The 22500-nt window shown below is 37.7% G+C and carries 25 protein-coding genes; 6 read left to right on the forward strand and 19 right to left on the reverse strand.

The window, feature by feature from the left end; translation table 11 throughout:
* Nucleotides 1–129: 129 nt before the first annotated feature.
* The 17 genes from fliP to BLW93_RS05705 are packed head-to-tail and all read right to left on the reverse strand — an operon-like array spanning nucleotide 130 to nucleotide 14934.
* The gene (gene fliP, locus BLW93_RS05625; protein ID WP_076713122.1) at nucleotides 130–846 is read right to left on the reverse strand and encodes a flagellar type III secretion system pore protein FliP; all 717 of its coding nucleotides are present in this window, start codon (nucleotides 844–846) and stop codon (nucleotides 130–132) included.
* On the reverse strand, nucleotides 824–1090 hold the full coding sequence (locus BLW93_RS05630) for a hypothetical protein (protein WP_076713123.1): 267 nt from the start codon (nucleotides 1088–1090) through the stop codon (nucleotides 824–826). The genes fliP and BLW93_RS05630 overlap by 23 nt, the downstream gene beginning before the upstream one ends.
* On the reverse strand, nucleotides 1083–1313 hold the full coding sequence (locus BLW93_RS05635) for a FliM/FliN family flagellar motor switch protein (protein WP_076713124.1): 231 nt from the start codon (nucleotides 1311–1313) through the stop codon (nucleotides 1083–1085). Before BLW93_RS05635 ends, BLW93_RS05630 begins: the two co-directional genes overlap by 8 nt.
* A gap of 4 nt (nucleotides 1314–1317) precedes the next feature.
* The gene (locus BLW93_RS05640) at nucleotides 1318–1839 is read right to left on the reverse strand and encodes a flagellar basal body-associated FliL family protein (RefSeq protein ID WP_076713125.1); all 522 of its coding nucleotides are present in this window, start codon (nucleotides 1837–1839) and stop codon (nucleotides 1318–1320) included.
* A 40-nt stretch (nucleotides 1840–1879) separates the two neighbouring features.
* Nucleotides 1880–3118: a flagellar hook protein FlgE gene (locus tag BLW93_RS05645; protein WP_076713126.1), complete on the reverse strand. Its 1239-nt coding sequence runs from the start codon at nucleotides 3116–3118 to the stop codon at nucleotides 1880–1882.
* Between the two features lies 1 nt (nucleotide 3119).
* Entirely contained in the window at nucleotides 3120–3773 is a 654-nt protein-coding gene (locus BLW93_RS05650; protein WP_076713127.1) for a flagellar hook assembly protein FlgD, read from the reverse strand.
* Nucleotides 3748–5073 carry a FliI/YscN family ATPase gene (locus BLW93_RS05655; protein WP_076713128.1) on the reverse strand — a complete coding sequence of 442 codons (1326 nt, stop codon included), beginning with the start codon at nucleotides 5071–5073 and terminating at the stop codon, nucleotides 3748–3750. Before BLW93_RS05655 ends, BLW93_RS05650 begins: the two co-directional genes overlap by 26 nt.
* Nucleotides 5039–5695: a FliH/SctL family protein gene (locus BLW93_RS05660; RefSeq protein ID WP_076713129.1), complete on the reverse strand. Its 657-nt coding sequence runs from the start codon at nucleotides 5693–5695 to the stop codon at nucleotides 5039–5041. Before BLW93_RS05660 ends, BLW93_RS05655 begins: the two co-directional genes overlap by 35 nt.
* Complete coding sequence (gene fliF, locus BLW93_RS05665; RefSeq protein ID WP_076713130.1) at nucleotides 5688–7298, reverse strand: flagellar basal-body MS-ring/collar protein FliF; 1611 nt, start codon at nucleotides 7296–7298, stop codon at nucleotides 5688–5690. Before fliF ends, BLW93_RS05660 begins: the two co-directional genes overlap by 8 nt.
* Before the next feature lie 13 nt (nucleotides 7299–7311).
* Nucleotides 7312–7599, reverse strand: a complete 288-nt coding sequence (gene fliE, locus BLW93_RS05670; protein ID WP_076713131.1) for a flagellar hook-basal body complex protein FliE — start codon at nucleotides 7597–7599, stop codon at nucleotides 7312–7314.
* A gap of 12 nt (nucleotides 7600–7611) precedes the next feature.
* A complete protein-coding gene (gene flgC, locus BLW93_RS05675; RefSeq protein WP_076713132.1) occupies nucleotides 7612–8022 on the reverse strand; it encodes a flagellar basal body rod protein FlgC in 411 nt (136 codons plus the stop codon).
* 6 nt (nucleotides 8023–8028) lie between these two features.
* Complete coding sequence (gene flgB / locus BLW93_RS05680; RefSeq protein ID WP_076713133.1) at nucleotides 8029–8409, reverse strand: flagellar basal body rod protein FlgB; 381 nt, start codon at nucleotides 8407–8409, stop codon at nucleotides 8029–8031.
* Entirely contained in the window at nucleotides 8402–10366 is a 1965-nt protein-coding gene (locus tag BLW93_RS05685) for a tetratricopeptide repeat protein (RefSeq protein WP_078058166.1), read from the reverse strand. Before BLW93_RS05685 ends, flgB begins: the two co-directional genes overlap by 8 nt.
* A 2-nt stretch (nucleotides 10367–10368) precedes the next feature.
* Nucleotides 10369–12264 (reverse strand): hypothetical protein, encoded by a 1896-nt coding sequence (locus BLW93_RS05690; RefSeq protein WP_076713134.1) that lies wholly within the window; start codon nucleotides 12262–12264, stop codon nucleotides 10369–10371.
* Between the two features lie 30 nt (nucleotides 12265–12294).
* Nucleotides 12295–12906 carry a sigma-70 family RNA polymerase sigma factor gene (locus BLW93_RS05695; protein ID WP_076713135.1) on the reverse strand — a complete coding sequence of 204 codons (612 nt, stop codon included), beginning with the start codon at nucleotides 12904–12906 and terminating at the stop codon, nucleotides 12295–12297.
* Nucleotides 12907–12910: 4 nt separating this feature from the next.
* Nucleotides 12911–13771: a MinD/ParA family protein gene (locus BLW93_RS05700; protein WP_076713136.1), complete on the reverse strand. Its 861-nt coding sequence runs from the start codon at nucleotides 13769–13771 to the stop codon at nucleotides 12911–12913.
* Nucleotides 13768–14934, reverse strand: coding sequence for a flagellar biosynthesis protein FlhF (locus BLW93_RS05705; protein ID WP_076713137.1), 1167 nt, complete (start codon nucleotides 14932–14934; stop codon nucleotides 13768–13770). The genes BLW93_RS05700 and BLW93_RS05705 overlap by 4 nt, the downstream gene beginning before the upstream one ends.
* Nucleotides 14935–15058: 124 nt before the next feature.
* Between BLW93_RS05705 and leuS the strand changes: the two genes are divergently transcribed.
* From leuS to BLW93_RS05735, 6 genes are read left to right on the forward strand one after another with little or no spacing between them, the layout of a single operon-like run.
* Nucleotides 15059–17812 carry a leucine--tRNA ligase gene (gene leuS / locus BLW93_RS05710; RefSeq protein ID WP_076713138.1) on the forward strand — a complete coding sequence of 918 codons (2754 nt, stop codon included), beginning with the start codon at nucleotides 15059–15061 and terminating at the stop codon, nucleotides 17810–17812.
* On the forward strand, nucleotides 17796–18326 hold the full coding sequence (locus BLW93_RS05715) for an LptE family protein (protein WP_076713139.1): 531 nt from the start codon (nucleotides 17796–17798) through the stop codon (nucleotides 18324–18326). Before leuS ends, BLW93_RS05715 begins: the two co-directional genes overlap by 17 nt.
* Nucleotides 18310–18906 carry a sulfurtransferase-like selenium metabolism protein YedF gene (gene yedF / locus BLW93_RS05720; protein ID WP_076713140.1) on the forward strand — a complete coding sequence of 199 codons (597 nt, stop codon included), beginning with the start codon at nucleotides 18310–18312 and terminating at the stop codon, nucleotides 18904–18906. Before BLW93_RS05715 ends, yedF begins: the two co-directional genes overlap by 17 nt.
* Before the next feature lie 11 nt (nucleotides 18907–18917).
* The gene (gene dtd / locus BLW93_RS05725) at nucleotides 18918–19379 is read left to right on the forward strand and encodes a D-aminoacyl-tRNA deacylase (RefSeq protein WP_076713141.1); all 462 of its coding nucleotides are present in this window, start codon (nucleotides 18918–18920) and stop codon (nucleotides 19377–19379) included.
* Nucleotides 19376–20455, forward strand: coding sequence for a mechanosensitive ion channel family protein (locus tag BLW93_RS05730; protein ID WP_076713142.1), 1080 nt, complete (start codon nucleotides 19376–19378; stop codon nucleotides 20453–20455). The genes dtd and BLW93_RS05730 overlap by 4 nt, the downstream gene beginning before the upstream one ends.
* Nucleotides 20442–21245, forward strand: coding sequence for a 6-carboxyhexanoate--CoA ligase (locus BLW93_RS05735; RefSeq protein ID WP_078058168.1), 804 nt, complete (start codon nucleotides 20442–20444; stop codon nucleotides 21243–21245). Before BLW93_RS05730 ends, BLW93_RS05735 begins: the two co-directional genes overlap by 14 nt.
* Here BLW93_RS05735 and BLW93_RS05740 read toward each other — a convergent pair.
* Together BLW93_RS05740 and BLW93_RS05745 are read right to left on the reverse strand one after the other, a co-directional pair.
* A complete protein-coding gene (locus BLW93_RS05740) occupies nucleotides 21203–21631 on the reverse strand; it encodes a bactofilin family protein (RefSeq protein ID WP_076713143.1) in 429 nt (142 codons plus the stop codon). The genes BLW93_RS05735 and BLW93_RS05740 overlap by 43 nt on opposite strands.
* Nucleotides 21615–22490, reverse strand: coding sequence for a peptidoglycan DD-metalloendopeptidase family protein (locus tag BLW93_RS05745; RefSeq protein ID WP_076713144.1), 876 nt, complete (start codon nucleotides 22488–22490; stop codon nucleotides 21615–21617). The genes BLW93_RS05740 and BLW93_RS05745 overlap by 17 nt, the downstream gene beginning before the upstream one ends.
* Between the last annotated feature and the right edge of the window lie 10 nt (nucleotides 22491–22500).

The following is a 22500-nucleotide window of genomic DNA, read 5'->3' on the forward strand; positions in this document are numbered from 1 at the left end:
TGAGGCTAAGGAAGAACTTCAGGATATGTTCTCCAGGAGGTACTCCTAATGGTTTACACAAAATTATTGACACAACCAGCAAAGTAACTTTAAGCATATTATTACCTATCGTTATAGCCTGATCTATAGTCATCGATAGCTCCCGACAATTGCTTTAATCAAAAGCTCCCATCCATCAGCAAGAACGAAAAGGATTAACTTGAAAGGAAGCGACAGCATCATCGGCGGAATCATCATCATACCCATCGACATCAAAATACTGGCAACAAGCATATCTATAACAATAAAAGGCAGATATATGACAAAAACAACAATAAATGCCGTTTTTATTTCACTTATCATAAAAGCAGGAATCAAAGTAACCATAGAAAGGTCCTCAGGAGACTTCACCTCTTTACCAGAAAGGTCAATAAACAACTTTAAATCTTCTTTACGCGTATTCTTCAACATAAAATCTTTAATCGGTCCCATTGACCGCTTAATTGCCTCGACATCCGTTATCTCTTTATTCAGGTAAGGTTGCAATGCCACTTTATCAATTTGCTTAAATACCGGTTGCATCACAAAAAAAGTTAAAAAAAGTGAAAGAGCAATCACAACCTGGTTGGGGGGAGTTTGAGGAGAACCCAACGCATTTCTCAATAGAGAAAGAATAATAACGATACGGGTAAAAGCCGTAACTGTAATAAGAATTGCAGGAGCAAGGGTCAAAATTGTTAAAAGTAAAATTATCTTTAAATTAATATCAAGATTTCCCAAACCGGATACTACGTTTTGAAGCGTTTCCCCGTGAGCATTTACAGGAACTATTAAAAGAGGTAAACTAAATATCAGAACTTTCCTCATTACTCCACTCTTTCAATTTCTTAAAACCTGTTTCGTCAAAAGATAAAAGTATTTTACTATTTCTCACATCTATTAAGACAAATCCTTTGTTTTTTGAAATATACTTAATCTCAATGATTTTTATAAACCCAGAGCGACCCGGTTTAACAAAAGAGTATTTTCCAACAGAATAGTAGATAACCACCAGAGAAACAACAATGATGATAAAAACAACGATCAACTTTAAAAGATAAGCCTCAATCAAGATCAATCACCTTAACACCAAACTTATCATTGACAATGATAAGTTCACCAACCCCAAAACGCTGACCGTTTATTTTTATTGACAAAAACTCTTCTATGGTTTTATCAAGGGGGATAACATCCCCCTCTTTAAGTTTCAAAAGATATCCAAAAGGTTTCACTGTCTTGCCAACCTCAACACACAAGTTAAGAGTAACATCACCCAAATCTTTTATCTCAAGCATAACTTTACCCGGTTTGAATTATAAAGTCAGTGAAGTAAACGTTTTTCACACCGCCTAAAGGCAGTATCGCGTTCACCCTTTTGGCGATTTCCTCTTTCAAAAACTCTATTCCTTCCGGTGTTTTCAAATCGGAAGACCGTTTTGTCAAAAGAAGTGTTATTATTGCATCTTTTATTTCAGGAAGCCTTTTTTGAACTTCTTGTTGAACCTTTTGATTCTTAAGTTCAAGTATAATGGAAATCCTCAAGTATCTCTCTATATCCTTATCTGCAAGGTTTACCGTAAAAGTGCCTAAGTCAAACATTATACCTACATTTTCGGTAGCTTTAATCTCTTCTATTATCTTCTGAGCCTGCTTCTCCTGAGAAACCTTTTGCTTTTTAGCAAAAACAAACTTGTAAGCGGCAAAACCGCCACCGCCTAAAACAAGAAGTAGAACTACAAGCAGAATTAACTTCTTCTTACCACCACCTTTTTGCTCTTCACCTTCAGCCGGCACCTGTTCCTGTTTTTCCTCTTCTGCCATAAAACCCTCAATGAAAAATATTTTTAAAACAGGTTAACAATTATCTCTTAATGTTCATCGTTTCCTGAAGAATCTGGTCATCTGTTGTTATCACTCTCGCATTTGCCTGGTAAGCTCTCTGAGCCGTAATAAGATTAATAAATTCCGAAGCTATGTCAACGTTCGACATTTCAAGCATACCACTTCTTATTTTAGAAATAACTCCACCAGGCATAATAACTGGAGTAAATGTTTGCTGATTTGGAAGATAAAGCCAGCTTCCCTTCCTGGTAAGAATTTCCTTATCTTTAAATGTAGCTATTGCAAGTCTTGCAATATCTTTAACCTTTCCGTTAGTATAAGAAGCCTTTATAATGCCATCTTCGCTTACAGAAACAGCCATCAGATCACCTTTGCTGTTTCCATCTTGCTCCGCATAAAATATAAAGTCTGAAGCAACCTGTCTCATACCGTCAAATTGAAGACTTATATTCATAGGACTTGTGGCACCATTTGTAAGATTTACAGATACTGTCGTCGGTGAGCCACCCGTCAGATTACCTTCGCTATCAAAAGTAAGAGTAGTGCTTCCAACCTGAGTGGTAGTATCTCCATCTGCATAAACGTGAACATCCCAGGAGTTTGTAGCCGCATCTGTGTGAACAAAGTAAAGATCAAGTGTATGAGGATTACCGAGAGAATCGTAAACAGTTACAGAATTAACATAATTGTAAGTTGTTGAATCGCTTGGATCAAAAGCTGCCGCGGATAGAACAGGTGCTCTTGAATCAAGGTTACTCGGTTCCTTCATTTTCACATAAGTAGTTTTTGCAGGCTGCATACTCATTGGAACATTAATACTACCGATAGAACCTGACATGTTTCCAACATCATCAAGCATCCATCCCTGAACCTTCATGCCAAGCATATTTATAAGATCACCGTTCGCATCAAGCCTAAACTCACCGTTCCTCGTGTAATAAGTAACACCGTCGTTAGACCTCACCATAAAAAAGCCTTCACCATCAAGAGCCATGTCAAGAGGATTATTGGTGTTCATAAAAGTTCCTTGAGAAAAATCTTTCACTGTTGCACCTACAAAAACACCCCCTCCTATCTCCCTATTTATCGGAGAACCGTTACTATAAGTGGTAAGACTGCTTGCAAGTAAATCTTCAAAAACTGCTCTTTCAGATTTATATCCTACAGTGTTAACATTCGCTATATTATCTGAAATAACCGAAAGCCAATTTTTTTCTGCGTTTAATCCAGTAAAAGCGGTATAGAATGACTGTAACATATCACCCTCCTATTCCAACAAGTTTAGAATCATCTATCGTAAATGAAGAGGTACTTAAAACAATAGAACCATCATTTTCTTTTTCCACACCGGTAATGAGAGCCTGACTTAAAACTGTCGCATTAACAGGATTACCGTTTGAAGTGGCTTCAACGCTTACTGTGTAATAGCCGTCCGGAAGTGATGGATTATTTATAGAGATTGGATAAGTTACTCCACCTTGAAGGTTATAGAGTGTCTCAGAATCAACAACATTACCGGCAGAATCAAGAACATTTATTTTAACAGTATCTGCTGCCGAATCGAGCTTAATTTCGGCATAGCCAGAGCCGTTTTGAATGTAAGTTTGATTCCCTTCATACTTCACAACTTTACCGATAAGAGAAGATGCTGTTAGAAGAGCATTAGACTGGTTTGCCTCTAACAGCTGCTTAACACTTGTTTCAAAATCATCATAAGTTTGGAGCTCTTCAAGCTTTACTGTATTATCTATAAAATCTGAAATATCTTCTGCCTCCAGAGGATCCTGCCACTTAAGATCTGCAAGCAAGACTTTTAGAAAATCCTGCTGCGACATCTTTGAATTATCATAATTGGCATCAACAACTTTCACCTGCTGAGCATCAGGATTATACGTCAGTCCACTGATATCCATACTTTCCCCCTTCATTAGATATGTATTTTATCAAAGATTTTAAAGAGGACAAGCTCTCTTCAAAGGAAACTCTCTCTTCTATACGCTGTTTCATAAACTCCTCCATTTTATCGTGAACGGCAATGGCAAGGTCTATTTTTGGATTAGTTCCTTTTTTATAAAGACCTAAATTTACCATGTCCTGACTTTCTCTATAAGTCGCTTCAAGATCTATAAAGAAAGACTGCCATTTTAAAACTTCCTCCGAAACAAGCTGAGGTGTCAAGCGGCTTATACTTTTTAATATATCAATAGCCGGAAATATCCTTCTATTTGCCAGAGCCCTTGAAAGAACTATATGGCCATCAAGAAAGCCAACTGCAGCATCAGCAACAGGGTCAAGGGCAATTTCGTCTCCCTCAACCAAAACTGTATAAATACCTGTTATGCTTCCCTGTCCGGTAAAATTCCCGGCCCTTTCTATAACTTTCGAAAGAAGAGAAAAAACGGAAGGAACATAACCTTTAGTTGTCGGCGGTTCTCCTACAGTCAATCCTATTTCTCTCTGCGCCATTGCAAGCCTTGTAAGAGAATCAAGAAGGAGAAGGACATCGTTATTCTGAGAAGAAAAGTACTCCGCAATGGCACAACCTGTAAGGACCGCTCTTATCTTTGCAAGAGGTGGCTGATCCGATGTTGCAACTACAACTACCGATTTTTTTAAACCTTCTCTTCCAAGGTTATCTTCTATAAACTCTCTAACTTCTCTACCACGCTCTCCCACAAGAACAATCACATTGACATCTGCCGAAGTGTAGCGAGCAATCATTCCCATAAGAGTACTTTTTCCCACTCCGGCACCGGAAAATATACCGATACGTTGACCTTTGCCGACTGTAAGAAGTGCGTTTATGCTCCTGATACCAAGGTCAAGAGGCTCCCTTATCCTGTCTCTTTTTAGCGGATTTATCGACTCCCCCTGTAAATAGGTAAAATCTGTATAAGTAATCTTATCTCTATTAAGGGGATTTCCGAAAGGATCTACAACCGTGCCAAGCAGTTCTCTTGAAACACCAACCTTAACAGAACCGGGCTTTGGCTCTATTTGACTTCCAACACTTATACCCGTCGTATCAGAATAAGCCATTAGAAGCGTTCTCCCATCTTTAAAACCGACAACTTCTGCTTCAACTTTTCCATCTATCGTGCAGAAATCCCCAAGGCAAACTTTAGGAAGGGCACTTTCTATTAAAGGTCCTTTTACACCGGTAACCTTACCCACAATTTTATAACGAGGAAGATTTTTTAATCTCTCTTTCAATCTCTTCCCTCAAAAGTGAAAGTTTTTCTTTTACATCGTGAACAACCGTAAAATCTTCAAACTTAATAATGAAATTCCCCGACTCGAGGTCCTTATTAATCTTAATTGTTATACCGTCAATATCCTTCAAAACATCCGCCAGACTTTCATCCGTTTCAATAGAAATGACAGTTGATGTTGATTTAAATTCCTCCAGAATTTCCTCTACTTTTTCTTTTACAAAAGGCAGGTTATCATCACTTATAAGCAAAAATCGAAAGATCTCATCAAGGGAATCTGCCACTATTTCGAGAATTTTCCTTGTAAATTTTACGTTTCCTTCACGGACTGAACTTAAAAACTGCTTAACTTCTCTTCTTAAAGCTTCAGCATCCTGCTTTATCTTCTCATTTATTCTCTGCCTTTCAATTTCCAACTTCCGCTGCCACTCTTTATCCGAATCCTCTTTTCCCTTTAGGTAACCCCTATTGAAAGCTTCCTCTTCAACCTTTTTTAAAAGCTGCCTGTATTTTTTTTCAAGCTCCTCCATCCGTGCAATATAGATTCTTTCTATCTCTTCAGGAGACATATTTCTTTTCTCTGTATCGGTCAACAGATGGGAGAAATCGTCCAAATTAAGCATTCTGTTTCTCTCCAAGCCATTCTCTTAAAAGTTCGGCTATAAGCTCAGGATGCTCTTTTGTTATCTCAAGAATCTTTATATAGTAAGGTTCTGATTTTATATCAAAGCTTTCTATCTCTTTTCTCTCTTTTTCCATCTTCTCTTCCGCTGATTGAACAGCCTCGCCGTAAGCCTTTACTACTGCTGACTGAACAGCAGGAATTGATTCAGGCTTCTGCTTTTTATGTCTGAGCAGGAAGAGCAAAATTCCAGCTAAAGCCAGGAAAGCAACTCCCCCTCCAATGGCTACTGGAATTATCGGAAAAGCCTCTCCGGTTACCACGTTCGCTTCCGGAGGAGGAACCTCAAAAGGAACGCTGACAACGGTAACCTTATCGCCCCTCTTCTCATCATAGCCTATCACACTTTTAACCAGATTTTCATAAGTCTTTAATTCCTCAGGTGTTCGTGGAATAAATTCTTCTTTCTCTTTACCGTTTTTACCTTTAACCTTTTTGTAACGACCATCTATAAGAACGCCAACACTTACCCGTTTAATAACAAATATGGGAGCAACCATTTTTTCAACAGTTTTTGAAACATCATAATTTGTAGTAACGTCTTTCTTCTCCTTGACTTTCTGCAAAGTCCCGTTTCCACCGTTGTTAATAACAGGTGGAACATTCGTTCCGCTTCCTGGCACACCGGAAGAATTTTTCTGAATACCTTTTTCGCTCTCCTGAATTTTCCTTTCGCTGACGACAGCCGTCATATCCGGATCGTAAATCTCTGATTGTTTTTCCATTTTGCCCGTCTCTATCTCAACGGTAGCACGGGCAACTACTCTATTAGAACCAAGAGCTTTTGAGAGGATTGATTCAACCTTTCTCTCTATCTCTTTCTCAAGAGCTCTCTTTATAGCCAGTTCTCTATTTGAATCGGTAGCGTTGTCATCTTCAAGCATATCTGAAAGAACACGTCCTCTGTTATCAACAACTGTTACATTTTGAGGCTTTAAACCGGGAACTGCGTGAGATACAAGAAAAACAATCGCCTTAACTTGCTCTTTTGTAAGATCTTTGCCAGGCCAGAGCCGTAAAATAACGGAAGCCTTCGGCTCTTCACTCTCTCTCACAAAAACTGACTCTTTCGGTAAAGCTATGTTAACCTTATCACTCCATACCGCATCTATCTGCTGAATCGTCTTCTCAAGCTCCCCTTCAAGAGCCCGCAAATATTCTATATGCTCTTGAAACTGAGTTATTCCAAGCTTAGGCTCATCAAATATCTCAAATCCAACTATCTTTCCGGAAGGAAGACCTTTAGCAGCAAGTTTAAGCCTGATATCGTAAACTTTATCCCTCGGCACAAGGATAATGCTCCCATTTCCCTCTACCTTATAAGGAATGTGCTCCTCCTGAAGAACCGTAAGAATGTTCCCGGCATCGTCAGGACTTAAATGTGTATACAAAACAGCATAATCGGTATTCGAAGCCATTTTAACAACTGCAATAGAAAGAAAAGAGATAAGCGCAAGGCTACCGATAAGGATAGCAAGACCTCTTATATTGGCATACTTTGAAACAAATTCCGAAAATCTATTTTTAATCTCTTCCGAATTCACCTATTTAACCCCGTTAAACCTGCATTCTCATAATCTCCTGATAGCTTTCAAGTGCTTTATTTTTTATTTCAACAAGTAGCCTCAAGGAGAGTTCGGATTTTGAAATAGTGTAGAGAAGTTCTTCAAAATTCTGTACGTTTCCATCCATTAATTTCTTCTCAGCTTCGGAAGCCGCATTCAAATCGCCGTTAACATCTTTGATGAAGTTTTCAAATATCTCTTCAAAACCATTCTTTTTACTATTCTTTTTATCAGACAAACCGGAAAGTATGTTGAAAGAAACATCGTTATTTACTTTCATTAACTATTCCCCCTATACTCTGAGGATTTCAAGACTTGAAGTCAACATATTTTTATGAGTATTAAAAGCCGTCAAATTTGCCTCATACGTTCTCATTGCAGAAATCATATCAACCATCTCTTTTACAGGATCAACATTCGGTAGCTTTACATATCCGGATTTATCAGCGAGAGGGTTGGAAGGATCATACTTCTCTCTGAAAGGTGAGTTATCATAAGCAATTTCTTTAACTCTTACCTCATCAAGGGGAACCTTACCATCCGATTTGAGGATAGCTTCAAAAACCGGGACTTTTCTCCTGTAAGGTTGTTTAGTCTCTGGATCCACAGAATTTGCATTTGCCAAGTTGCTTGAAGCAATATCCATACGAACTCTTTCTGCTTCCATTCCAGTTAAGGATATTTCAAGGCCTTTAAAGAGCACTTTTTATTACCTCCCTGTAATGCTTATTTTTAATTTTGTTAGTTCTGCATGTAAACTCTGAACCATTGTTTTATACATAATAGCAGTTTCTGCTAATTTTCCCAATTCCTCATCAACATTTACTCTGTTTTTATCATAACCAGCAATTTTGTTAAGCTCTACGATTTTAAACTCCGATTTTCTACACGATTGCGGTTCTATATGTTTTGGATCTGTCGTCTTTAGCCTCAACGTCTCGTTATTCATACACTTTTCAAATTTCAAATCTTTAGGCGTATATCCAGGCGTATCTGCATTTGCAATATTACTCTGTATAACTTTTGAACGCTCAAGATAATACGCCGCCGTTTCGGAAATAGCGTCTGTTTTTCCCCATAAATCACTCATTTTTCAACTTCCTATAAATGATTTGGTCTTCATAAATAATCTGTGCTATCCTGCTCATTGTATCCTTACACATCTTAACCTTTGGCAGTATAGCCTTTGCAAGGTCTATTTTATCAAGTCTTGAAAGAGATATAAGTTTTGCAGAAGCCAAAAAACAGTTATTACTTTTAGATTCTATGACATTTATTACTTTTAAACATCCACTATAATTATTAATTGCCAACAAATAGGAAATAGTTTTATAAATAGCTAATTTCAAAACTGGATCTTTATCATAAAATTTGGCAATCTTATCCTTACTTTTTTCTATTATCCAGAGAGCCCTCTGCGGGTTTTTCTGCTCTATACTTACCAGAACCTCATAAGCCTTAATTTCTATATCATCAGAAGGACACTTATTTTCTATTTCCCTTAAAATAGGCAGATACTTTTTAACAGGACGTCCAAGAAATACCAGATTTTTTATGTAAATTTTGTAGTATTTGCAGTTTTTGCGCTTCACTTTTTTAAGAATTTTTAAAGATTCTTTGAAATCCTTGCTGTCTGTCAAAGCCTCTGCAAGCATCAAAAGATCATTGTCATCTTTCCACCTGTCAGCAATATAGCGAATAAGCTCCAATCTCTTTTTTCTTTCATTACATTTTCCCAAAGCTTCCGCTATCTTTATAAGCGTATCCCTATCAAAAATAACTTTAAAAAAGTCTGGATTTGTCTTGTAAAGCTCACACATCCTTTCTGGAGAAAGCTTCAAAAGATACGGTTTCCACTCTCTTACAATAAATTCTTTTTGTTCATATTTAAGCTGTCTGGGAAAAACGAGAGAAATTTCCCACTCAAGCTGTTTAAAAAGATTATCACTATTAGTCTGCAAAACATACGCACCAAAATTTGCAAGAGCAAAAGTACCCAGATAAGTATCTCTCGAATGAATCAACGTCTCAAGAACAAATTTTAAAGGTTGCTTGAATGCTTTTATCTTTGTTTGCTGAAGTCTATATTTCAAAACAGGGTCTTTTTCCATTAAAGCTATTAACTTCAATTTGGCAATTGTTGCTTCAGCAGACTCGGGATAAGTCGTAACAAGGTTATAGTAAGTGGCAACTGCCAGTTTTTTATCACCTTTTTTTAATTCTGTATCTCCAAGTCTAAGCATGGCTTTTCTTATAACACTCTTATCCCGTGTAAAACTTATAATCCTTTTAAAAAGCTGTTCCGCAAGGCGGTAATCACCTTTTCTGTAAATATCCTCAGCAACAAGGTAGTAATATTCGGGATTCTCTATAAGGTAAGATTCGTTCTGTCTGTAAGTTTTGAAGAAATATTTGAAAGCTTCCCTGTATTTACCTTTGCTGAATAAAATTAAACCCTTAAGAAATTCAAGCTCTTTTTTATCCTCTTTTGACAGATTAGAAGTTGAAAGCAAAATGTAATACTCATCAACAATATCGGGACGTTTAAGGTAAACAGCAGATCTTAAAATTCCTATTACCGTTTTTATCTGCTGCCTCTCATTTTTTGCCTTTAGAAATGCGACTCTATATATATCAAGACTCTTATCGTAAAAACCGAGATTCTCATAAATGTGAGCCTTGGTATAGTAAAAATCCCAACCCACATTTTTAACCGTATTAAAGTATAGCTGTAAAAGATCGAGAGCCTGCCATAAATACTGCTTATCACCTATCTTTCTTCCTATTTTCATATAAGTTTTGGCAAGCATGAAAAGGGCTTTTTTGTAATAATCATCTTTCTTCTTATCCTTTGCAAGAATTTTTAAAAAATATTCAAGAGCCGTGTTGTAAGAGCCTATTTTATACTGATACATTCCCCTTTTTAACCAAACTTCAGGTTTGTAAACAAATAACCTATCTCCCTTTCCTTCCACAGTAGCATTATTTGAAGCAGCAAACCCGTTGCAGAAAAGCAAAAGAGATAAAAGAATGGTGATAACTTTCACTATCACACCCTTATTTCTACCGAAGAGCTTTCTTCCTCTTTATAAAATGTCTCCGAATAAAGATTTTTCCCGCGAGATTTGATTTTAACACGAAACCCTGAAAGATTTGTATTGCTAAGTATTTCTCTTATTTCATCACTGAGGCCGGCAGTGTTAAAAACGGCCTGAGGAAGTTCTATGGAAATGTTAAGGAATTTCCTTACCATGCTTGCTTTTACTCTAATATCTTCAAATGTTGCAGTAAGCGTATATTTCATTCCACTGTTAGCCGCCTGATTTTCCTGACCTTTATCTGTGTGGGAAAAACCTCCGTTTGCATTACTTCCGTCATGTAAAGGTTTCTGAGAAACCACCGGCGCCTGTGAAATATTCTCATGGGAAAGATTAACTTTATGGGATGAATTCTGTCCTGGAGAAACCGACATATTGCTAAGCTGAATCTCTTTTGAATCTATTAAATCAGACTTTACCTTCGACGTTAACGTTTTATCCTCAGAGAAAGTCAGGTCAAAATGTCCCTTATGACTTACCACTTTAAACCTTTTGTCTTGCCTGAAAATCGGCTTTTTTCCAAATTTCTGAGCATTAATCACCAACGGTCGCTTTTCGCCGGATTTTTTATCCTCGGTAAAAGGCAAACTTCCGTTTGAAAAACTTTTCCCATTTCCCGACTCAACTTCTTTCATCAACTTAGAATCTGCTTCAACAAACGCTTTATTTACAGCGGTATCTTCAAGCGATACGTTATTACGGCTTGCCGCCCCTTTCTTTTGAATCTCATCTACGGGAAGCTTATCAAAATTCATCACTAAACTTTCATTTTTCTTGTTAATATTAATGTTGTCAAAGCCAGTTATATACCTGAAATTCGCCTTAACTTCCTCACTCTGTTTCTGATTAATCAACACTACCTGTCTTTTAGCCCTAAACCTGTCAGTTAAAATAGGAACAGCACTTAAAGTCGATGGAAAAGTAGAAACCGTTTGACGGCTTGAAGTTTTATTGTTAACTTTAGATTTTTCCTTAAAAATACCTTTGAAATATCCTGAAGCCGCTCCTGGAATGTCAGATAAAGATTTTAATTTCTCAGAATTCACAAAAGCTTCAACAACATGATTAACAACTCTTTTGTTGGATTTATCGACCTTCTGTTTAATCTTCTTTTTCTCATTCTCTGAAAGATTTTTAGAAGCTACCGTTTTTAACGCTTTTTTTTCACAAGTCGGTTTCCCATTCTCGCTACATAACTTAATGATTTGATGATTTTTGTTTTTTTCCTGGTTTTTATCCTTTGTTATCAAAATTTCCTTCATCTCTTTACTTGAAAAATCAGCGGCAACTTTGGATTTTGAATCTGCATGTTTTAAGGCCAAAATATCCTTGGACAACTTTAGTTTTGATTGAAACTTGTTCTTTTGTGCATTAGTCAACAAATTGATATTTTTCGGCCTATTATCCGTTTCTTTTTCAGAAAAGTTAAAGGCCTTCAACAGATGCTTTTTTAGATTTGTATATTCCCATTTATTAGAAACCTTTAAAGGGGAAAAGGGTCTTTTTTTAAAAATCCCGAAAGAATTAGGATTTTCCTCCTCAAAATTTTTTAAAGAACAGTTTTCCTTTTCAGAACCGTTAACCTCTTTATCTAGCTCATATGCAAAAGGGCACTTCGGCATACCTTCTTTATTTAACAAGAAGGTTTTTCCATCCCTCCCGAACAAGAAGGTATCAGAATTTCCAAAGACTTGCGGCAGAAAACCTTCTCTTTTCAGAATCTCCGCTTTTTCACTTTCAGAAAAAGCAGAAAATAAAATATCAAACAAAGAATGTCCGTTTTTCTTCTCCCCCTTATTTTTCATACCGCTAAGACCAAATCCCAGATCCAAGCTTACTCTTATCATTTCTCTGCCCTTTCCCAGCGAATACGGATATTATACATCCTTCTTCAAAATCTCCGAAAGTTTTCTTAAAGCACGCGTCTTTATCTGTGAAATTCGGGATACAGATATGTCAAGAATTCTGGATATTGACTTCAAATCAAGCTCCTCAACAAAAATAAGCTGAAGTATTAGCTTTTCCCTTTCTGACAGATTATCAATGGCTCTCGCAAGACGAAATTTCAAATCTTTAATTATTGTTTCTTCTTCAGGATCCGGTGTATCAGATCTCAAGGTGTCCGCTATTGTAATCTTATCGGTCCCATGAAACAGAACATCTTCTATACTTGTCATATACATCATTTCCGCTTTTAAAAGATCCGCCTCACCATTTTTCATCTTTTCACGGGCACCGCGAGACATGAAATCAAGAGACCTTAAAAAATCCGTTATTTCGCCTCGAATTCTTATATAAGCGTAAGTGGAAAAGTGTGCCTTTCTTTCATCATACTTATCTATTGCCTTCATAAGTCCTATAACACCCGTATTTACAAGATCTTCAAAGTCAACTATACCTTCCGGAATTCTCCTGTAAATCTTGTTAGCTATCTTTTTAACCAGAGGTAAATGTTCAAGAACAAGTTCTTTCCGACTCTTTTCATACATAAGCTTAACCTTTCACCTTAAAGAAATTTTTAAGCTTTCTCCAGAAACTTTCCGATTCATCTTTAACAATTTCCCCTGTTTCAAGGGAAGCTATTTCCTTAATTGCAAGGGTATAAGGATCGGCGGGGAAAGCCGTAGCTACAGGTTCCCTGTATCTTACGGAAATTTTAACGTTGTTTGAATCCGGTAAAACACCAGCTATTTTGGGCCTGAAAGAGAAGAAATTTTCACATGAACGTCTTATTCTTTCCAGTATGGAGAAACCCTCATTTTTATTTTTACACATATTGGCAACAAGCTTTATGCTATCGTATTTATAAAGTTTGTAAAGACTTTTTATCAGCGCGTAAGCATCTGTTATGGCTGTCGGCTCCGGAGTAGTTATTACATAAGTCGTATCCGAAGAAACTGCAAATTTCAAAACATTTTCATTTATACCTGCAGATGCATCCAGAACTATAAAATCATAATCGTCAGAAATCTTCTCCAGCTTATTTATAACGGTAACAACATCAAGGTCTTCCAGCTCCTGAAAGGTATCTATACCGGAAAAACCGAGCAAAACATCAAGGTATTCAAAATGCTGGATCACATCCTCCACTTCAGCCCCTTTCATCAACATCTTTAAATTCTTATCTGGACTTAAACCTAAAAGCACATGGACGTTACCTAAACCTACATCTCCGTCAAGCAGCAAAACTCTCTTTCCAAAAATGCTGGAAAGAATGTAAGAAAAATTTACGGAAAAGTTAGTTTTTCCAACTCCTCCTTTACCACTTGCAACGCAGATAAATTTTGCCCTTCTTTTTTTAGGATTATGTCTCTCTTTAACCAGTTCTATTAATTTTTCTGCCTGAATGTTCATAGGTCTCCTAAGAGATAGTCTGCCACTTTTCTCGGTGTCAACAATTTTATGTCTTCTGGAACTCTCTGTCCGGTGCTGAGATAAGATAGAGAAAGTTCCGTTTTAACAGGCAGGTTTAAAAGTATGCCAGGTTTACGCGTTTCGTCAATCTTTGTAAGCAAAAGAGCTGTAACAGGGAAAATGGATCTGTATCTATTTACAACCTCTATTGCTTCTTCATTACTATAATTGCAGCTTATCACCAGATTAACTTCCATTTCCCTCTCAGAACCATGAAGAATGGCTTTTATCTCTCCCAATCTCCAGTAATCATAGTGGCTTCTCCCAACCGTATCTATGAGTATCACATCAACATCCGTAAGATTCGCAAGAGTTTCTTTAAGCTTTTTACCTTCGGACACCGTAAAGAATGGAATGTTCAAAATGTTCGCATACATACGTCCCTGCTGAATCGCTCCAACCTTAAAAGTATCAATGCTGACAACCCCTACTTTTAGCTGCTGATTTATCACGAGATCCGAAGCTATTTTAAAGAGATTTGTTGTTTTTCCAACACCGGTAGGTCCTACAAAAGCCACTATTTTAGGCTTATTTTCTGCAGAAATTCTTCCGGTAAATTTTACTTTTTCCGCAATACCTTTTTCCAGAGCTTCCCTCAATGTTGGAACGCTCAAATCAAGCTTCCCCGTTTCAAGATCAAGCCCGCAGGCAGGTTCAACAATTTCCCTCGCAACATCGGGATAAACATTTTTTGACTCAAGAATTCTTAAAAGTTCAAGAGCATCACCTGTAAATTCATGAAAATTAATATTGTTTGGAGACGAAGAGACAGTAGGCTTTATATGAGAAGGCAAATCTGGAGGCGGAACATAAGAAGGAAGCACCTCTTGCTGATTATTTCCGGGCACCTGTTTTATCTCTTCTCTCAACTCCGACAGCAGGCTTTTTAAGGTATCAAGCTCTTCCTTTAAAGCCTTTGTTTCATCTTCCTTCCTATCCGCCTCTTTGAAAAAAAGCCTGTAATATTTTTTCTTCTTAAAAGGCAACCATCCCGTTTTTGTCTCAACTTCATAATAGAGAATCTCTATATCGTTACCATAAGCTGCTTTGGCCTTTTCTATCAAGGTTTCCAGATTATCACCTTCCAGAATTTTAACAGACATACCTCCCTGGTCTCCTTCTTACGTTTTTATTTGCAAAAGTTATTATAACCCATTTTCCTCTTTTGCTTTTCTCTGTGCTATTATTTTCGTTGCAGAAGAGTATTCACAGTCGGAGGAATGAACAATGTATGATTTTAAGAATATTGAAGAAAAATGGCAGAAAATCTGGAACGAAAAAAATACGTTTAAATCGGAAGCCGATAAAAAGAAAAAGAAATACTACGTCCTTGAAATGTTCCCCTATCCATCAGGCAAAATACACATGGGTCATGTCAGAAACTATACTATCGGCGATGTCATAGCAAGATTCAAAAGAATGTTTGGATTTAACGTTATCCATCCAATGGGATGGGACGCCTTCGGTCTTCCTGCGGAAAACGCCGCAATTAATAGAGGTGTCCACCCGAAAGATTGGACATTAAGCAACATAAATTACATGAAAAAAGAGCTTAAAAGACTTGGTTTCTCTTACGATTGGGACAGAGAAATAGCAACCTGCCTTCCAGATTATTACAAGTGGAATCAGTGGATATTCCTCAGGATGCTTGAAAAAGGGATAGCTTACCGTGCAAAAACAACCGTTAACTGGTGTCCAAACTGCCAGACAGTTCTTGCAAATGAACAGGTTGACGAAGAAGGTGGATGCTGGCGTTGCGGGACAACAGTAGAGCAGAAAGAGATAGATAGCTGGTATCTGAAAATCACCAACTACGCTGAAGAGCTGCTAAAAGATCTTGAACTTCTAAAAGGTCACTGGCCGGATCCTGTAATAGAAATGCAGAGAAACTGGATAGGGAAAAGCACTGGAGCAAAAATAAAATTTCCGATAAAAGAAAGCGACAGGCCAGAAAGTATAGATGTCATAGAAGTATTTACCACAAGACCTGACACTCTCTTTGGTGTAACTTATCTTGTTTTGGCTCCAGAACATCCACTCGCCGAAAAACTTGCAAAAGAAGAACAGAAAGAAAAAGTAAAAGCTTTCATAGAAAAGATGAGAAGGACCGAAAAGAGGAAAAGAACGACAGGCGAGCTTGAAAAAGAAGGTGTTTTCACAGGTTCTTACGTTATCCATCCCCTAACCGGCGAAGAGATACCTGTCTATCTTGCAAATTTTGTTCTTATGGATTACGGAACAGGTGCCGTCATGTCCGTTCCAGCCCACGATCAGAGAGACTTTGAATTTGCTAAAAAATACAACCTTCCGATAAAAATCGTTATCACACCAGAAAACGAAGAGCTTTTACCAGAAACAATGGAAAAAGCTTACGAGAAACATGGAATAGTCGTAAATTCCGGTAAATTTAATGGAATGAAAAGCACCGATGCAAAGAAAGCAATAACTGAAGAACTTGAAAAGAAAGGTTTAGGAGGAAAAACCGTCCAGTATAGACTGAGAGACTGGAACATTTCAAGGCAACGTTACTGGGGAACGCCTATTCCCGTCATCTACTGTGAAAAGTGCGGAATCGTACCGGTACCGAACGAAGAACTACCAGTTAAACTGCCCGAAAATGTTGAATTCACAGGTGAAGGAAATCCTCTCTCAAAAGTTGAATCTTTCGTAAATACAACGTGTCCAAAATGTGGAAGTCCTGCAAAAAGAGAAACCGACACGATGGATACTTTCTTTGACTCCTCCTGGTATTTTCTGAGATACTGCTCTCCAAAGTTTGAAAAAGCACCGTTTGATACGGAAAAGGCCGAATACTGGATGGTCGTTGATCAGTATATAGGTGGTATAGAACACGCCGTTTTACACCTTCTCTACTCACGATTTTTTACAAAAGTTTTAAGGGATCTGGGACTATTCAAAGCAAATGAAACACACCGTCAATACGACTTTTTCAAAGCTGGTGAACCTTTCCAGAACCTCCTTACTCAGGGAATGGTATGCAAAAGATGGATAAAGGTAAAAACTGCTCTCTCTGTTCTCAACATTTCAGAAAGTGATGATATTGAAAAGCTGATAGAAGCTCTTGGTGGAAAAGGCGAAACAACCGGGAAAACCGTTGGTGAATTCCTCTCTGAAAACCGCATAGGCAGTGGCGATAACTTTCTCCTTGTCATCACCCATCCGGAGATTAAAAAATACCTTGAAAATCCGGAAGAAATTCTTGACAACCTCGTAAAAGAATATGGTGAACTTTCTAAAATGAGTAAATCAAAACTTAACATAGTTAATCCTGCAGAGATGATAGAACGCTACGGTGCCGACGCTACAAGGCTCTACATACTTTTTGCCGCTCCACCCGAAACAGAATTTGAATGGAAAATGGAAGACATAGATGGTGCCTACAGATTTTTAAGGAGAGTCTTCACCTTTGTTGAAGAAAACAAAAACCTCTTTTCAAAAGAGATAAAAAACACAGAACTTTCAAAGGTTGGAAGAGATTTAAGACGCAAAACCCACGAAACACTCAAAAAGGTAACTGACGAATTCAACGAAAGGTTTAAGTTCAACACCGCAATCGCAGCAATAATGGAACTCTTTAATGCAATATCCCGATTTAAACCCGAAAAAGAAGGCGATGAAAATGCTTTGAAAGAAGCAATAGAACTTCTCATAATAATGCTTTCCCCAGTTACTCCTCATATAGCGGAAGAGATGTGGGAAATGACGGGACACAAAACACTCATATCTACCGAAAAGTGGCCGGAAGTTGACGAAAAAGCACTTGTGAAAGACGAAATAGAGCTTCCAATACAGATAAACGGAAAGGTTAGAGACCGAATAACTGTCGCTCCGGACATAAAAGAAGAGGAGCTTAAAAAACTCGTCTTTGAAAGAGAAAAGGTTAAAAAATACATGGAAGGTAAAGAGCTAAAGAAATTCATCTACGTTAAAGGAAGACTGATAAATGTGGTTGTTAAGTAGACTTTTTGCTCTCCTGATCTTAGGTGCCTGCATCAGCGGATGCGGCACCATAACTTATGTCGCCAGAAAGGAAGTAATAAAACATATTTACATCTCACCTGTCACTAACAGAACACCTGAAGAAGGCATAGATATCTTATTCACAAGGGCAGCAGATGACACCTTTTACACCGATTCCCGATTTGCCGTTGATAAAACGCCAATACCCGATGAAACTATAATTGTGAAACCGTCCGTCGATTCCATCTCCGCATTCTCAGTTGGATACAACGCAGACGACCAGGCGATAGAGTACAGACTCAGCGTAACAGCCACAATCAAACTTATAAAGTTTGGTTACAAAAAACCTTTTAAAGTCTTCAAAATAATCAGTTATGGATTCTACGATGCAACAGGAACACCTACAGAAACAGAAATGAAAAGGAAAGAGTGTATAGAGAACATAGCAAAAGATATATTTAGAGAAGTTGGAGAAAAACTCCTTGAAGGAGGGAACAATGGAAAAAACGATTGACTGTACAGGCCTTGCGTGCCCACTACCGGTTTTAAAAACAAAAGAAGCTCTCGAAGAAATAGACGAAGGCATAATTACCGTAATCGTTGATAACAAAGCGGCAAGGGAAAATGTAAAGCGCTTTGCTCAGAAACAGGGATGCACAGTAGATGTGGAAGAAAAAGACGGCCTTTTCTACGTAAAACTAATCAAAGGATACACCTGTGAAATTCCTCAACCGGAAGAAGAAAAGGAAAAAACAGGAAACTACGCCGTTCTCATAGCTTCTACCTACGTTGGAGAAGATAGAGAACTCGGAGAAATTTTGATAAAAGGATTCATAAAAACCTTTCTTAACGCCGATCCGCTTCCAAAAGGAATAGTTTTGATAAATACTGCAGTAAAACTTGCCTGCAAAGGTGGGGATAGAGAGATACTGGAAGCATTGAAAGAATTACAGGGCAAAGGTGTTGAAATTATATGTTGCGGAACATGCCTTAACTTCTTCAATATTCTTGATGATCTTGAAGTCGGCATTGCATCTAACGCATATGATGTTGTTCAATTCCTGGCAAACGCAGACAGCGTGGTAAGACTTTAAAGGAGAACTGTATGAAAGTTGTCATACAACGTGTCAAAGAAGGAAAAGTAAAAGTCAACGGAGAAACTGTTGGAAAAATAGAGAAAGGAATTGTAGTCCTCGTAGGTTTTGAAAAAGGGGACATTCCTTCATTTCTTGAAAAGATGGCTGACAAAATAGTAAACCTGCGTATTTTTGAAGATAGTGAAGGAAAGATGAACCTATCTCTAAAAGACATAAAAGGAGAGCTCCTGCTCGTTCCCAACTTTACACTTGCGGCCGACTGTAAAAAAGGAAGAAGACCGAGTTTTCAATCTTCTGAGAACCCCGAAATCGCAAAAAACATGTTTGACAAATTTGTAGAGATATGTAGAAAACAGATACCTGTTGAAACCGGAATATTCGGCGCAGAGATGGAAGTTTACATTCTAAACGACGGCCCTGTAACCTTTATACTGGATTCCAGAGAGCTGTTTCAGGGAGGTCTGTCGTGAAAATAAATTACGAGAGCTATCTAAAGTATCTGCCGGGAATTTTCCTTATATTCTGTTCGTTTGTCGTTTTAAAAGTAAAAGCACCTATAAATCGTGTATTGAAAAAAATCTTTCTAAAAGACAGAAAAATCTCTAAAGCAGAAAGGCTGATATTAGAGCTTTCTTCCATTTTAAACTACATACTCTCTGTGTTCTTTCTTCACTTTGGACTTCTCCAATTTAATCTCTCTCCCATCTGGAAAAATGCTGTTAACATTGGTGCTTATACACTTTACATAGGATTTGCTACCCTGGCAGTTCTGAAAATTATTGACATATTCATTGAATTTTTATCCGAAAGAACTAAAAAGACTGTTCCTGTATCGGAAATACCTCTGGTAGAAACCTATTTCTCCATGATCTCCAAGATAGTCAAGATATTTGTCGTATTCGTATCTTCAATTATTCTCCTGGACAAACTCGGATTTAACGTTACATCTCTGATAACATCACTGGGGGTTGGCTCTCTTGCCGTAGGTCTTGCCGCTCAGGACACAATTAAAAACTTCATCTCAGGTATACTTCTTGTAACAGACAGGCAGTTCCGAATCGGCGATAGAGTTTACATAAAAGACATAGATGTTGACGGCTACGTTTATGACATAGGACTAAGAACCACAAGAATAATAACCATATCCGGAAATAACCTCATAATCGTCCCAAATTCAAAGCTCACCGAAGGCGTCATAGAAAACGCTCTCTATCCGGATATGAAATTTAAAGATTCAGTAAAAATAGGCGTTGAATATGGTAGCGATATTGAACTTGTCAAAAAGCTCCTGCTTGAAGCCATAACTACAACTGATGGTGTTTTAAAAGAACCTCCTCCTTCAGTATTCTTTATAGACTTTGGCGATTCTGCCCTTATTTTTCAGGCATTCTACTACGTTAAAAAGAAAGATATCGCTTACGGTGTAAAATCAAAAATAAACGAAAAGATAAACAAGCTCTTTGCCGAAAATGGTATAAATATACCGTTCCCGTGTCAAACAAACTACTTCCCTGAGGGAGTGAAGATTAAAATTGACAAGGAATAAACTTTTCAGCATAAAAATGAGAGCTTCAAGGGAAAGGGAGCACATCTCTGGCGCGGAAAGAATCGTGCCGGAGGATGAAATATCCAGTATTGCAAAAGAATTAACCGAAAGAGCTCTCTATCATCCTAAAGGGAAACCTGATTCTATCAATCTTAAGATAGAACTCCTTGAAAAATCCCCAATTTACTTAAAACTTTTAGACATCTACGAAATTGCTGACAGAGAAGACTACACAATAAAAGAGATACTGACCAAACTTTTCAAAAAAGCAGGCATCGACAGCACTATAGGCCTCTCTATATACAGAGCACTCATAAGCGGAGCCTCTCCAGCCGGAACGGTAATGAGAGGTGCCATGATTGTTGATTGCCAAACTGGTATAAGGCTTGAACCTGATAAGTTTAGAGGAATAAGGGCATCATACATGGACATTACACCGGAAATGGAAAAAAACCTTAAAAAACTTGTCGGTGAACGGTTTACTCCGAACATGAAAGATGCTGTTGTGCTTTCCACAAAGGTGCTCAATCATCCTGATGTTGTTGCTGAACTGTGCATATCTGATGACCCGGATTACACTACTGGATATATTTCGATAAAAAATTTTGGCTATGTTAGGATAAAAAACATAAAACTTCCCGGATTACCCAAGGGAGGCAGAGCGTTTTTCGTGAAAGGAAAAATAGAAAGAAAAGCTTTTATAGAATATATGGAAACAACTCCTGTCCTTATCAATGAAATAGGAAACTATGTTTTTACACCTTTATCTTCTATTATTTTAGGTGCCTGAAAAGATGCCGTTTCTTTATAAAAACTTCCGGAATTTACCTTACCAGAAACACTCGCTCCAGCTTCTACCGTCAAGTTTTTAACAGAAATTTCTCCGGTAACAGAAGACGTTGATTTTAACTCTAGAGAATCGGCATATATATTTCCCTTCACCATTCCCTGAAGTATCAGCACATCCGCGCGAACATTTCCCTTAACAACGGCAGAAGAACCAAGGATAACATAATCTCCCTCAATATCACCATCTATCTCACCGTCAATTCTCACTTTACCTTCAGCCTTTATATTTCCTGAAACCTTCAATTCCTTTGAGAGAATACTCTTTATCTCTGAAGCTGCGTAAGACTTTACAGGCTTTCTTTCCTTCTTATCACTTTTTCCAAACATTGGAAACCTCCAGAAATTTCATGGGATTAACCCACCTATTATTTATCTCTATGCCGTAGTGAAGATGAGGACCTGTACTTCTTCCTGTATTTCCCATCTCACCTATAACCTGACCAAGCTTAACCTTCTGTCCCGGCTTAACAAATATCCTTCTAAGATGAGCATATATCGTTACATAACCGGAAGGATGTTTTACTAAAACAACCTTTCCCCATCCTGCCCACCAGCCTGCTCTTATAACTTTACCATCGGCGGTAACCCTAACAGGTGTTCCGGGTTTATTGGCTATGTCAATACCTGGATGGAAAGCAAGCAAATGAGTAAACGGATCTCTTCTTATACCAAACTTTGAAGTAAAACGTCCGTAAGCAGGAATTCCGAAAGGATACTTCCTAAAATCAGATATAAGAGAATCTATAACAGATATAGAATCTGACAGCTCTTCCGGACTCATGTTTTCAAGAGGTATGTAAACACCACCTTCCCCATTTTCAGAAGCACCATAAGAAAGAGTTTTTGGTGTTTCCAATCCTGCCGTCTTCATTATTGAATCAATTATTTTTATTCTTTTTGCAAGTTCTTTTACTGTTTTATCCCTTTCTTCCTTTAATTTTTCCACCTCTAAAGAAAGTTGCTTTTTTGTCGAAGAAAGCTCTGTCACCTGTTCTTTCAATTCCCTATTCTCAGAAGCAACCTTTCTTAAACCAATCGTTGAATGAATTGCCGTATAGGTAACAAAAGTAAACAACACCAGTAAAAACGTAATAGCTGCTTTAAGTTTCTTTCGTGACAAATGATAAGTCTTTATCTCTCCAAGTTCACTCTCAATAACAATTATCTGAAATTTATCGTCTTTCAATCTCCATCCT

The sequence above is a fragment of the Desulfurobacterium indicum genome, from assembly GCF_001968985.1.
Lineage (GTDB): Bacteria > Aquificota > Aquificia > Desulfurobacteriales > Desulfurobacteriaceae > Desulfurobacterium_A > Desulfurobacterium_A indicum.

Bases quoted from the DNA above. Each gene is read 5' to 3' on its own strand.
- fliP (WP_076713122.1), bottom strand. From the start codon at position 846: ATGAGGAAAGTTCTGATATTTAGTTTACCTCTTTTAATAGTTCCTGTA.
- BLW93_RS05635 (WP_076713124.1), bottom strand. From the start codon at position 1,313: ATGCTTGAGATAAAAGATTTGGGTGATGTTACTCTTAACTTGTGTGTT.
- BLW93_RS05640 (WP_076713125.1), bottom strand. From the start codon at position 1,839: ATGGCAGAAGAGGAAAAACAGGAACAGGTGCCGGCTGAAGGTGAAGAG.
- BLW93_RS05645 (WP_076713126.1), bottom strand. From the start codon at position 3,118: ATGTTACAGTCATTCTATACCGCTTTTACTGGATTAAACGCAGAAAAA.
- BLW93_RS05650 (WP_076713127.1), bottom strand. From the start codon at position 3,773: ATGGATATCAGTGGACTGACGTATAATCCTGATGCTCAGCAGGTGAAA.
- BLW93_RS05660 (WP_076713129.1), bottom strand. From the start codon at position 5,695: ATGCTTAATTTGGACGATTTCTCCCATCTGTTGACCGATACAGAGAAA.
- fliE (WP_076713131.1), bottom strand. From the start codon at position 7,599: ATGAAAGTAAATAACGATGTTTCTTTCAACATACTTTCCGGTTTGTCT.
- flgB (WP_076713133.1), bottom strand. From the start codon at position 8,409: ATGAGTGATTTATGGGGAAAAACAGACGCTATTTCCGAAACGGCGGCG.
- BLW93_RS05690 (WP_076713134.1), bottom strand. From the start codon at position 12,264: ATGATAAGAGTAAGCTTGGATCTGGGATTTGGTCTTAGCGGTATGAAA.
- BLW93_RS05695 (WP_076713135.1), bottom strand. From the start codon at position 12,906: ATGTATGAAAAGAGTCGGAAAGAACTTGTTCTTGAACATTTACCTCTG.
- BLW93_RS05700 (WP_076713136.1), bottom strand. From the start codon at position 13,771: ATGAACATTCAGGCAGAAAAATTAATAGAACTGGTTAAAGAGAGACAT.
- BLW93_RS05705 (WP_076713137.1), bottom strand. From the start codon at position 14,934: ATGTCTGTTAAAATTCTGGAAGGTGATAATCTGGAAACCTTGATAGAA.
- leuS (WP_076713138.1), top strand. From the start codon at position 15,059: ATGTATGATTTTAAGAATATTGAAGAAAAATGGCAGAAAATCTGGAAC.
- BLW93_RS05715 (WP_076713139.1), top strand. From the start codon at position 17,796: ATGTGGTTGTTAAGTAGACTTTTTGCTCTCCTGATCTTAGGTGCCTGC.
- yedF (WP_076713140.1), top strand. From the start codon at position 18,310: ATGGAAAAAACGATTGACTGTACAGGCCTTGCGTGCCCACTACCGGTT.
- dtd (WP_076713141.1), top strand. From the start codon at position 18,918: ATGAAAGTTGTCATACAACGTGTCAAAGAAGGAAAAGTAAAAGTCAAC.
- BLW93_RS05740 (WP_076713143.1), bottom strand. From the start codon at position 21,631: ATGTTTGGAAAAAGTGATAAGAAGGAAAGAAAGCCTGTAAAGTCTTAC.